The organism is Gammaproteobacteria bacterium, from assembly GCA_022340215.1.
Classification (GTDB): domain Bacteria; phylum Pseudomonadota; class Gammaproteobacteria; order JAJDOJ01; family JAJDOJ01; genus JAJDOJ01.
Genome location: JAJDOJ010000164.1, coordinates 23,469 through 35,434, shown reverse-complemented (window position 1 = coordinate 35,434; position 11,966 = coordinate 23,469). Strand labels below are relative to the sequence as shown.

10 protein-coding genes and 1 pseudogene are annotated in these 11,966 nt (G+C 62.0%); 10 read left to right on the top strand and 1 reads right to left on the bottom strand.

Features of this window, described 5'->3' with window-relative positions:
- Positions 1-92: 92 nt before the first annotated feature.
- The gene (locus LJE91_11725) at positions 93-1,115 is read left to right on the top strand and encodes an aspartate-semialdehyde dehydrogenase (GenBank protein ID MCG6869361.1); all 1,023 of its coding nucleotides are present in this window, start codon (positions 93-95) and stop codon (positions 1,113-1,115) included.
- A gap of 140 nt (positions 1,116-1,255) precedes the next feature.
- Positions 1,256-4,213, top strand: a complete 2,958-nt coding sequence (locus tag LJE91_11720; protein MCG6869360.1) for a hypothetical protein — start codon at positions 1,256-1,258, stop codon at positions 4,211-4,213.
- A 337-nt stretch (positions 4,214-4,550) separates the two neighbouring features.
- Here LJE91_11720 and LJE91_11715 read toward each other — a convergent pair whose 3' ends face one another.
- Entirely contained in the window at positions 4,551-4,724 is a 174-nt protein-coding gene (locus tag LJE91_11715; GenBank protein MCG6869359.1) for a hypothetical protein, read from the bottom strand.
- Here LJE91_11715 and truA point away from each other — a divergent pair.
- The 8 genes and pseudogenes from truA to LJE91_11675 all read left to right on the top strand — a co-directional run bounded on the left by truA (position 4,644) and on the right by LJE91_11675 (position 11,933).
- On the top strand, positions 4,644-5,408 hold the full coding sequence (gene truA, locus LJE91_11710) for a tRNA pseudouridine(38-40) synthase TruA (GenBank protein ID MCG6869358.1): 765 nt from the start codon (positions 4,644-4,646) through the stop codon (positions 5,406-5,408). The genes LJE91_11715 and truA overlap by 81 nt on opposite strands.
- Before the next feature lie 55 nt (positions 5,409-5,463).
- The gene (locus LJE91_11705; GenBank protein MCG6869357.1) at positions 5,464-6,108 is read left to right on the top strand and encodes a phosphoribosylanthranilate isomerase; all 645 of its coding nucleotides are present in this window, start codon (positions 5,464-5,466) and stop codon (positions 6,106-6,108) included.
- Positions 6,092-7,318, top strand: a complete 1,227-nt coding sequence (gene trpB / locus LJE91_11700) for a tryptophan synthase subunit beta (GenBank protein MCG6869356.1) — start codon at positions 6,092-6,094, stop codon at positions 7,316-7,318. Before LJE91_11705 ends, trpB begins: the two co-directional genes overlap by 17 nt.
- Positions 7,315-8,142 carry a tryptophan synthase subunit alpha gene (gene trpA / locus LJE91_11695; GenBank protein ID MCG6869355.1) on the top strand — a complete coding sequence of 276 codons (828 nt, stop codon included), beginning with the start codon at positions 7,315-7,317 and terminating at the stop codon, positions 8,140-8,142. Before trpB ends, trpA begins: the two co-directional genes overlap by 4 nt.
- A gap of 88 nt (positions 8,143-8,230) precedes the next feature.
- Positions 8,231-9,070: pseudogene (gene accD / locus LJE91_11690) on the top strand (acetyl-CoA carboxylase, carboxyltransferase subunit beta).
- An 88-nt stretch (positions 9,071-9,158) separates the two neighbouring features.
- Entirely contained in the window at positions 9,159-10,421 is a 1,263-nt protein-coding gene (gene folC / locus LJE91_11685) for a bifunctional tetrahydrofolate synthase/dihydrofolate synthase (protein MCG6869354.1), read from the top strand.
- Between the two features lie 89 nt (positions 10,422-10,510).
- Positions 10,511-11,182: an SPOR domain-containing protein gene (locus tag LJE91_11680; protein ID MCG6869353.1), complete on the top strand. Its 672-nt coding sequence runs from the start codon at positions 10,511-10,513 to the stop codon at positions 11,180-11,182.
- Positions 11,183-11,405: 223 nt separating this feature from the next.
- Entirely contained in the window at positions 11,406-11,933 is a 528-nt protein-coding gene (locus LJE91_11675; GenBank protein MCG6869352.1) for a CvpA family protein, read from the top strand.
- Positions 11,934-11,966: the final 33 nt, after the last annotated feature.

Sequence of the window (11,966 nt, the reverse complement as noted above, 5' to 3'; positions counted from 1 at the left end):
GACGGACGAAAAGACAAGCAGGGTGGTATGTCATTTGACAGAAATCGCCTGAGCTCGGCCGTCAGCGATATTTTTCTGGGGTGGTAAAGGAAATGAGCAAGAAATTCAATGTGGCGGTCCTGGGATGTACCGGCGCCGTGGGGCAGGTCATGCTGTCCATTCTGGCCGAGCGCGATTTCCCGGTAAACGAGGTCTTTCCCCTCGCGAGCAGCCGCTCTGCGGGCAGCAAGATCGGTTTCGGGGACACGGAACTCACGGTGTTGGATGCCGATACGTTCGATTTCCAGCGGGCGGACATCGGGTTGTTTTCCGCCGGGGCCTCGATCTCGGAAGTCGTCGCGCCGAAGGCTGCCGACGCCGGGTGCGTCGTCATCGACAACACCTCGCAGTTCCGCTACGACGACGACATCCCGCTGGTCATACCGGAGGTCAACCCCGCTGCGATCGCCGACTACACCAATCGCGGCATCGTCGCCAATCCGAACTGCTCGACCATACAGATGCTGGTGGCACTGAAGCCGATCTACGACGCTGTCGGAATCGAACGCATCAATGTCGCCACCTACCAGGCGGTCTCGGGTACCGGTAAGGAGGCAATAGAGGAACTGACCCGTCAGACCGTTGACCTGCTTTCTGGGCGACCCCCGCAGGCGCAGGTCTATCCGAAACAGATCGCTTTCAACGTACTGCCGCACATCGACGTATTCATGGATAACGGCTATACCAAGGAAGAGATGAAGATGGTTTGGGAGACCCGCAAGATCTTTGGGGACGAGCGGATACAGGTGAATTCGACGACAGTGAGGGTCCCGGTCTACTACGGACACTCGGAGGCGGTCCATCTGGAGACCGGCGAGCGGATCACCGCCGAACGCGCCAGGCAACTGCTCGAAGCCATGCCGGGTGTCGAGGTGATCGACGATCGCGGCGACGGTGGCTATCCCACCGCCGCTACCGAAGCTGCCGATAGGGACGCGGTCTATGTCGGCCGGATTCGGGAGGATATCTCCCACCCGCGCGGGCTGGATCTTTGGGTCGTGAGCGATAACCTGCGCAAGGGCGCGGCCCTGAACAGCGTACAGATAGCTGAAATTCTGATTTCGGACTATCTTTAATAGCAGTTACCGTCCAAAAGCTTCTACGGATTTTCGGCCCAGCGGTTTCGCGGGCGCGGTTTTCGTCGCACGGATTGCAGCGGAACAATCTATCGCAGTCGGTTTCTGAGCAATTTTTCGAGCGAACGAGGACTACAATCGTGAAAAAGCTGGTTTGGGGGATGCTCCCCCTCATTGTGTTCCTTCCAGGCGCGGCGACCTCGCTGGGACTCGGGGGGATCGAGGTCGACAGTGCTCTGAATCAGCCCTTGCGGGCTGAAATCACAATGCTTTCCGTGCACCCCGATGAACTGGAAGATATCACAGTCGGACTGGCCCCTCCCGAGGCGTTTGAGCGTGTCGGGATAGCGCGGCCACCGGCGCTGCAGAAATTGCAGTTCAAGCCCGCGTTGCTCAACGGCCGCGCGATCATCGACGTCATTTCACGAGAACCGATTCGCGAACCGTTTCTGAATTTCCTCGTGGAGGTCGTGTGGCCGAACGGGCGCATGATTCGAGAGTACACCATTCTCCTCGATCCGCCGGTATTGATGGAGCGGCGGGCAGCCGCTGCACCCGTGGCACCGGTGGTGCGTCAAAGTGCGCCGGTACGCGAACCCGCTCCCGCACCCCGGGCCGCTTCGGCAAGTCCTGCACCCCCTCGACCTTCGGTGGCCACCCCGGCTGGTGTCCCTTCGCAGGATACCTATCGGGTTCGACGTGGTGACACGCTCAGCGGCATCGTCAGGCAGGTCAATCCCTCGAATCGCGTCAGTTCCCAGCAGATGATGATCGCGATGCTTCGCGCCAATCCCCAGGCGTTTACCAATAACAGCATTCACAATCTGAAAGCCGGTGCGGTGCTCCGGATTCCCGATGCCGCGGAAGCCGGCGCCGTCAGCCAGCCGGAAGCCGTGGCCGAAGTGGCCAGTCAGAACGCACTCTGGCGGGAGTACCACGCGAGGGCCGCCGGCAGACAGGTACAGTCCCAGGAAGCACTGCCCGAGGCGCGCGGCGAACAGGCCAGGGTCGACGTCAAGACGACCGGCGATGCAGAAACCCGCGCCGACGGAAATCTTGAGATCCTGGCGGGATCCGAGACCGAGGAGGCAAGTGGTGCCGGCGCCGGCAATGACGCGGCACTGGCCCGGGAGATCGCGAAATCACGGGCGGTCGAGAACGAGGCGCTGAAGGCGCGCGTGACGGAGCTTGAAGCCATGGTCTCCCAGCAAGAGCGCGTCATCACACTGCAGAGCGATGAGTTGTCCGTACTGCAGGATCGCCTGGTGCAGGAAGATGTTACCCCCGAAGGTGTAGTGATCGAAAGTGGAGAGGATATTGCAGCGGTTCCTCAGGACGACGTGCTGGCCGGTCTGGATACGGATACCGGAGAGGAGACCGAACTGCCACTGGTCGATGAGGATCTGATTGCCGCCGAAATGGAGACTGAAGATCCGGTAATGGATGAACCGGTAATGGATGAAGTGGTGACGCAGGTCCTGGATCCCGAGGCAGGGGTAGAGGTTGCCGAGACGGACGTCACTGTTTCCGTACCCGAGGTATCCACGGAGGAAGTGACCCCGGTGGCACCCGCGGGACTGTTCGATCGGATCTTCGCGGATGAAAGAATCCTCTACGGCCTGGGGGGTGGTGCCGTCCTTCTGGCGCTAATCGGACTCTGGATGGTCGGTCGCCGCCGGCGAGAGGTGGATGAGTCCGACGACATGTCCGAGCTGTTTGCCACCGGCGCGCACACGTTGCCCGCCGCGGCGGTTGCCGGTGCTGGCGCAGCCGCGCATGGAGCGGCCGCACAGGCGGCCACCATGGGTGGTAAGACCCCGTCCGATGAGGGCGCCGCGCAGGAAGCCTCCGAAACGGACACCTTCGAGAGAACCGCCCAGGTCATGGTCACAGGGCAGATCGGAGCGGGTCTGCTCGATACCGGGGCGATACAGCCGGGGACGGAGACCAACGAGCAGGCGGTAGACGAAGCCGTGTCTGAGGCGGATGTGTATGTGGCCTACGGATTGTTCCAGCAGGCTGAGGATCTGCTGAAGGATGCGATCGAGAAGGACCCGGATGCTGAGATCTATCGTGCAAAACTTGCCGAGGCCTATTATCGGGACGACAACCGGGAGGCCTTTGTCGAGACGGCCGAGGAAATGGCGGCAGCCGGCAAGAACCAGGGAGAATTCTGGAATCGTGTCGTGGCCATGGGCCAGGAGATCAGCCCGGAACATACCTTGTTCGCAGGGGTCGATACGGGCGGTCTGAAGGCCGCGGATTTTATCAAGGACAAGCCTGAATCGACGGATCTCGACATGTCTGCCGATGAGCCTGGCCAGACCGGGGTGCACGAGTTCGAATCCGGTCAGCCGGAGGAGGTTGATTCCAAACAATTGCCCGAGTTCGCTGAACAGGGCGAAACGGACATGCTGGAGATGCCCGTCGATGGGACGCTAGAGGTCGAGTCGATAGAAGACGATGACAAGCCGCTCGACTTCGATCTCGACGGCCTGGACTTCGGATTAGGTGACGCGGAAACGAAGGGTGTATCTGCGGATGCCTCACTGGACGAGGCGGCCACCCTGGACTTCGAGATCTCCGAACTGAATGTGTCTGGCGAGTTCGGTGAGACGACCGACGGCGGCGACGCGGCGGACCTCGGTGTTTCGGGTAGTTTCGCCGGTGAAACCGCGGAATTCGAGGAGTATCTCGAAGAGGATCTCGGATTGCCGGGCGGCGAAACTGCAGAGGTCGAAAACGTCGTCGATCTTGGCGGCGAGACCCCCGAAGGGCAAACCACTCCGGATGAGGTCGAGACCGAAGTCGTCGAGGGTCTGGGCGGTCTCGAGGATCTGGCGGCGCATTTCGAAGAAAACCTTTCTTCTACGGGGCCGGCGCAGGAGACTACCCAGTTCGATCCGGCGGATTTCGAGACGGAGATCATGGGTGCCGGTCCCGAAGGTGACTCGGTCGCTACAAAGCTCGATCTTGCACGGGCATTTATCGACATGGGCGATGGCGAGGGGGCCAAGAGTACGCTCGAAGAGGTTGTCCGTGAAGGTGACGATCATCAGCGCCACGAGGCCGAAGCGCTACTCAAGCAGATCGCCTGACAGCTGCAAGACGGTAGGGTGGTCCGCGAAAGCACCACCCTACCGGGTGCGGGACACGCCGGCATGAGCCGCTAGACCGTCGGGCGCCGACCCCACCGCTGTTTGGGACCACGCAACAAACCCCGCCGACGACGGCAACCGTCATCCATTTCCGAGCGGCGAGATCCGTCTCCTCTCTCGATACCGCAATGTGCCCCCCGGGGCCGGTTGTGGCAAAATCCCTCATCCGGACAGGGTCGCGATGGTTCAAGGGCTTCGCGGGCCGCAACGTCTGTTCGACCGATGCAATGTGGGTGCTCCTAACTTCGACTTCCCCGCAGCATAATATTTCGACTCCTCAGGTTCCCGTTTCCCCGATCGTGCCCGAGACACTCAGAGAGCTGTTTACCAGCACGCGGTTCGTGAGTTCCCGGTGAGAATTGCGGCTGGGATCGAATATGACGGTGCCGGCTACCACGGCTGGCAGGCGCAGCGCCAGGGTGTCCAAACGATCCAGTCGAAAGTCGAACACGCCTTGTCTTTCGTTGCGAATCATCCTGTGAGAGTGATCTGCGCGGGTCGCACGGACACCGGAGTTCACGCCAGGGAGCAGGTGGTACACTTCGATACGGAATCGAAACGCTCGGTGCGGTCCTGGGTCCTTGGTTCGAACGCGAATCTGCCTGCGGACATTGCCGTGAACTGGGTCAGGCCAGTTGACAAGTCCTTTCACGCGAGGTTTTCCGCGACGTCGCGCCGTTACCGATACCTGATCCTGAATCGATGGGTCCGCCCCGCGATACTCCAGGGCAAGGTGACCTGGCATCACCATCCGCTGGATGAAGTGCGGATGGGTGAGGCTGCCGCACACCTGGAAGGGGAACACGACTTCTCCACCTTTCGCGCGCTTCAATGTCAGGCGAAGAGCCCGGTTCGGTGTGTGAGCGAGACAGCGGTATCCAGGCATTCGGACTTCGTGTCGATCGACGTGGAGGCAAACGGTTTTCTGCATCATATGGTCCGCAACATTGCCGGTGTTTTGATGACAATCGGACGCGGTGAACAACGGCCGGAATGGGTCCTGGAATTGCTGGAGATGCGTGATCGGACCCGGGGCGGTGTTACGGCGCCACCCGACGGTCTGTATTTCATCCGCGCGATTTACGACCCCGAATTCGGGCTCCCTTCCACTGTCGATTCACCCCTGCATTTCTGAGGCGCTACCCGCGTTCGCTCCCCGGGCGGGTCACCTGAACGAATCCGATAGCACGATGAACGAATCCAGACGCACACGGATAAAGATCTGCGGGATGACCCGAGAAGAGGATGTGAGGATTGCGGGGTACCTGGGAGCCGACGCCATCGGTCTGGTATTCTATGCGCCGTCCCCGCGCAACCTGACGCTGGAAACGGCCTGGATGCTGGTGCGTTCGGCGCCGCCGTTCCTGACGACGGTCGGCCTCTTTCTCGATGCCGGCAAGGCGGCCGTCGATAAGGTGCTCGAGGCCGTACCGCTGGATCTGCTGCAGTTCCACGGCGCCGAATCCCCCGAATTCTGCAGCAGTTTCGGCAGACCCTACATCAAGGCGGTGCCGATGCGCGATGCTGTGGATTTCGACGAATACACAGGTCGCTACCGGGACGCGAGCGGATTCCTGCTCGACAGCCATGCCAGCGGCGCGGCGGGTGGCTCAGGTGAGACCTTCGACTGGTCGAGCTGGCCGAGGCGTTCGTCGCAAGTGCTGATCCTTGCCGGGGGATTGTCCCCCGACAACGTGGCAGCGGCGATACACGAAACCGTACCCTGGGGTGTGGACGTAAGCAGCGGAGTGGAATCCGGAAAAGGGATGAAGGATCCGGAGAAGATGGCGGCATTCTGCCGGGAGGTACAGCGAATCGATGCACAACGTGATTGATAGTGCCCGCCCCTTGAAGGGGCAATTACCGGATCCGACAGGTCATTTCGGTATCTATGGCGGACGTTTCGTTGCCGAGACGTTGATGGAGCCGCTCGAGGAACTCCGTCTGGCCTGGGAACGATACCGGCAGGACGCGGGTTTTGTCGCCGAACTGGACGCCGATCTGACGCACTACGTCGGCAGACCGAGTCCGCTCTACCACGCCGCGCGATGGAGTCGCAGGCTTGGCGGCGCGCAGATCTATCTGAAGCGCGAAGACCTTAATCACACCGGCGCACACAAGGTCAACAACACGGTCGGTCAGGCGTTACTGGCCCTGCGAATGGGCAAGAAGCGGATCATCGCCGAGACCGGGGCGGGCCAGCATGGCGTGGCCACTGCTACGGTGGCGGCGCGGTTGGGTCTCGAGTGCGTCGTGTACATGGGGGCCGAGGACATCGAACGACAGGCGCCCAATGTCTACCGCATGCGTCTGCTGGGTGCGGAGGTCGTGCGGGTAACCTCGGGGTCACGCACCCTGAAAGACGCGCTCAACGAGGCAATGCGCGACTGGGTAACCAACGTGGACGACACGTTCTATATCATCGGCACGGTGGCGGGGCCCCATCCGTATCCGGTGATGGTGAGGGACCTTCAGGCCGTCATCGGACGCGAGGCGCGCGTGCAGATACAGGAGCAGGTGGGGCGGTTTCCGGATGCGCTGGTCGCCTGTGTCGGCGGCGGTTCCAACGCCATTGGTCTGTTCTATCCCTTTCTGGACGACGAGGCCGTGAGAATGGTCGGTGTCGAGGCCGCCGGACTGGGCCTCGATACCGGCAGGCATTCCGCACCGCTGTGTGCCGGACAGCCGGGCGTCCTGCACGGAAACCGGACCTACCTGATGGAAGACCGGGACGGTCAGATCATCGAGACGCACTCCATCTCGGCCGGTCTCGACTATCCCGGGGTCGGCCCCGAACACGCCTGGTTGAAGGACATCGGGCGGGTCGAGTACGTTGCCGTGACGGATACGGAAGCACTGGCGGGATTCCACGACCTGACTCGCGACGAAGGTATCATCCCGGCCCTGGAGAGTAGCCACGCCCTGGCCTGGGCGGGCAAGCTGGCCCCGCAGATGAGTGAGGACCAGATCATTATCGTCAACCTCTCGGGTCGTGGCGACAAGGACATCAACACCATCGCCAGGATCGAGGGAATCGCACTGTGAGCCGCATCGGTGCCGTCTTCGACCGCAACGCCCAGCGGGGGCGAACCGCGCTGGTTCCCTATATCACCGCCGGGGACCCGGAGCCTGGCGTGACCGTACCGCTCATGCACGCGATGGTCGATGCAGGGGCAGACATCCTGGAACTCGGCGTGCCCTTCTCCGATCCGATGGCAGATGGCCCGGTCATACAGGCGGCGTGCGAGCGTGCACTAAAGCATCACATGAGTCTCAACGACGTCCTGGCCATGGTGAGGGACTTCCGACAGCGCGACGACCGGACCCCGGTCGTGCTGATGGGGTATCTCAACCCGATCGAGGTCATGGGCTACGGGACTCTTGCCGCATCGGCCGCCGATGCGGGAGTCGATGGTGTGCTGACGGTTGATCTGCCGCCCGAGGAATCTCACGACCTGCTGGTGGAGTTGCATGACCGGCGGATCGACCCGATTTTCCTCATTGCGCCCACCAGCGACTCGGGGCGGATCTCCCGAATATGCGCTGCCGCATCGGGCTTTGTGTACTATGTTTCTCTCAAGGGGGTGACGGGGTCAAGCGCGCTGGATGTCTCATCGGTCGCAAGCAGATTGGAGATCGTGCGCAAGCTGTCGGACCTGCCCATCGGTGTGGGTTTCGGCATCAAGGATCCGGAAACCGCCGCGCAGGTCGCACGAATCGCGGATGCGGTCGTGGTCGGCAGCGCGATCGTGAATCTGGTGGCGGCCAATGCCGGTGATGCGGCAATGATCAGGGAGCATGTCGGTGGTCTGTTGTCGTCGATGCGTGCGGCGATGGACGCGAATTCTCCCGGTGAGGACGCTGCCTGATTCGCGACAGCAGATAGTGGGCGCGGCCGCGACGTCGATTTCCCGAGTTCCCCTTTCCCCCCCCTCTCCCTTCCATGGGTAACAGTTTATGAGCTGGTTCGAAAAGTTGATGCCGACCCGGATTCGCACGGATGGCAGCGCGAAGCGAAAGGTCCCCGAAGGCCTGTGGGAGAAGTGCGGCACCTGCGATGCGATCCTGTACCGGGCGGAACTGGAACGAAATATCGAGGTCTGCCCGAAGTGCGGCAGCCACATGCGAATCGGGGCCAGGCGCCGGCTCGATACCTTTCTCGATCAGGAACCCCGGGAAGAGATCGGCCAAGAGATCGAACCGCACGACATCCTTAAATTCAAGGACAGCAGGAAGTACAAGGATCGGCTCCACGCAGCGCAGAAGGCGACGGAAGAAAAGGACGCGCTCGTCGTCATCAAGGGTGCGGTCATGGGGGTCCCGCTCGTGAGTGCCGCTTTCGAGTTTAAATTCATGGGGGGCTCCATGGGTTCGGTCGTGGGGGAGCGTTTCGTGCGCGCCGTCAATGCGGCGATGGTCACCGGACTGCCCCTGGTGTGCTTTACCGCCAGTGGGGGCGCAAGGATGCAGGAAGCCCTGATTTCATTGTTACAGATGGCCAAGACCAGCGCTGCGCTGGCGAGAATGTCGAGGGCGAAGCTGCCGTTCATCTCCGTGATGACGGATCCGACGATGGGGGGGGTGTCCGCCAGTCTGGCGATGCTGGGTGACATCCATATCGCCGAACCCAATGCACTGATCGGATTTGCCGGTCCCCGCGTCATCGAACAGACCGTACGCGAGAAGCTTCCAACGGGCTTCCAGCGCAGCGAGTTTCTGCTCGATCACGGCGCGATCGACATGATCGTGGATCGTAGGGACATGCGCGAGACGGTGGTCAATCTCGTGACGATGATGATGCGGCAACCGGTCGCCAAGGGTATCTGAGGGGCCCCGCGTGCCGACGCTGTATCGCCGCCCCTGACGACGGCGGAGTCTGCCGGTGATGGCCCGAACGCTATCGGAATGGTTTGACTGGCAGCGCCAGCTTCATCCCAGGAAGATCGATCTGGGTCTTTCACGTGTTGCGGCCGTGGCTGGCCGACTGGGACTGACGCGCCCGGCCGGGCGCGTCATCACGGTCGGCGGAACCAATGGAAAGGGTTCCTGTGTCGCTCTGGCTGAAGCCATCCTACGTTCGAGTGGGTACCGGGTCGGTGCATACACCTCGCCTCACCTGGTTCGCTACAACGAACGGATACGGATCGCCGGCCGCGAAGTATCGGACGAGGCGCTGATTGGTGCCTTCCGGGCGGTAGATCAGGCACGTGATGGGACGAGCCTGAGTGAGTTTGAGTTTGGAACCCTGTCCGCGCTGCTGTTGTTCGAAGACGCGCGACTGGATGTCGCGATCCTCGAGGTCGGACTGGGCGGACGGCTCGACGCGGTCAACGTCGTCGACCCGGACGTCGCCGTGATCGCCAGTGTGGATCTCGATCACCAGGAATGGCTCGGGGACGATCGGGAGTCCATCGGCAGGGAGAAGGCGGGTATCATGCGCCGGGGGATCCGTGTCGTGTGCGGTGACGCTGCGCCACCGCAGAGCCTGCTATCGATCGCAGCCGGGATGCGTTGCGATCTGCGTGTATCCGGCAGGGACTTCGGTGTCCGCCGCGATGCCGAGACCTGGAATCTGATTGGTCTCGATGCCGAGCGCAGGGGGCTTCCGTATCCGGCATTGAGGGGCTCGCGGCAGACGGACAATGCCGCCGCGGTCCTGATGGCGCTGGACGCCCTGGTGGACGAGTTTCCGCTTGAACCGGGGGCAATCCACGCGGGGTTGCGCGCGGTGCGTTTGCCAGGGCGATTCGATCACCTGGGGACCGAAGGGAATGTGGTGGCGGATATCGCCCACAATCCCGCGGCCGCCGCGGGCCTCGCCGCGGATCTGGACGCCCGCCCGGTTCCCGGTGCAGATCTGGCGGTGTTCACCGTGCTCGCCGACAAGGACGTGGCCGGCATCGTCGACGCGGTCGGGGGCCGTTTCGGCAAGTGGTTCGTTGCGACGTTGGGCAGCGACCGAGGGCTGGCGGCGGAAGCTATCCGTGAAATTCTGCTCGCCCGTGTGACGGGTGTGAAAGTAACATGCTACCGTGACATCGTCGGGGCGTACACCGACGCGATGGCGCGGGCTGGAGACGAAGACCGGGTCGTTGTTTTCGGATCTGCCTTCGGTGTTGGAGAACTCATGGCCGCACTGGCGGATTGAGCCTGGTACGGCTTGCAAGTTACCATATAACCGGTATCCGGAAAAACTGACGCATCGCGTCATTCTGCGCGGGACTCTCGGACTGTTCCATGGACATTCTCCTTAAACAGCGCTTGATCGGCGCGGTGGTGCTCATCGCGCTGGCGGTCATTTTCGTACCGGTGCTACTCGACGGTACGGGCTGGCGTGAGCGCCGCTCTGGTGGTGCGGAGATTCCGCCCGAGCCGGAGTTCACCTTTTCCCGTTCCCTGCCCACCCTGTCGGATGCGCGACGGGACGTGATCCCACCCGTGGCTCCAGCAGTCGAACCGCAGGTGTCTGGTCAGGGTGCCTCTGCAGACGCTGTTTCGGTGACCGGTGATGCGCCACGCATTTCTGAGCAGGCGAAAGCGCTCGAGTCCCCGACAGAAGATGCAGCAAAGAGGGCAGAGGTCAGCGCCACGTCAAACGAAGCGCCAGGCGCCGGGTCCACGACCGCGGGACCCAGCGAGAAGACGCCGCCGGTCGCACCGGAGCATGCAAACCCTCGCGGCTGGGTGGTGCAGGTCGGCAGCTTCAGCAGCAGGAAGAACGCTGAAACCTTGGCGGCGAAATTGGAAGCTTCGGGGTACAGGGCCTTCATCGAACCCGTCGGGAGCGAGACAAGCCGGCGGTATCGCGTCAAGGTGGGACCTGATAGGGACAAGGCGGCGGCGATGACGACGCGCACGCGTTTGAAGTCCAGGGAAAAACTCAGTGGTATCGTGGTCCTTCAGCGCTAAAGGATTCCCGAACGAATGAGTGAAAAGATTGTGGCGCGAGGTGAGTCGCGGGTATCGAATGGAACCTGTCTAGCCACCCGGAGAGACAGTACGTACCGCGTAAGGGGGCGGCGCCACTGCGCGTTTTACTCGTTCAAGTTTGCCCCGTTGGAGCGTGTTTCCGAAACTGTGGACGTTACCGTGCCCGCAACCGGGTCCTGGCGGCGCCTGGCCAGGCTGCTGAATGTCCTGGCTTGACGCGGGGATCGTCGGGATCATCGCGCTCTCGGCGCTGGTCAGTGTGTTTCGAGGGTTCGTTCGGGAGTTCATTGCGCTTGCGACCTGGATCATCGCCCTGTGGCTCGCATTCGCCTATTCAGGGGCATTGGCGCCCTTGCTGCCGGCGTCCATGGACGAGGCCGACCTCGCTCTGGGCGAGACCCAGGTTACCGTCAGGAATCTGCGTGTCGGGATCGTTTTCACGCTGATAGTCGTGCTCACGCTGATCGTCGGCGCGGTCCTGAACTATGTGATCGGGCGCTACCTGATGCGCGGTTCGCTCAATCTGGCGGACAGGGGGCTGGGATTAATCTTCGGTGTGGTTCGTGGTGTTATTATTGTCGTTGTTCTCGTGATGGCAGGAGGCCTTACCCGGTTTCCCGAGACCCCATGGTGGCAGGATTCCACGCTCGTCGATCATTTCGAGGCGATCGCGTTCCGGGTCATCGAGCGTCTTCCGGACAAGTATGCCGAGTACTTTTCGTTTCGTTGACGCGGTGCCAGTCGATCCCCGTTGCCTCCGACC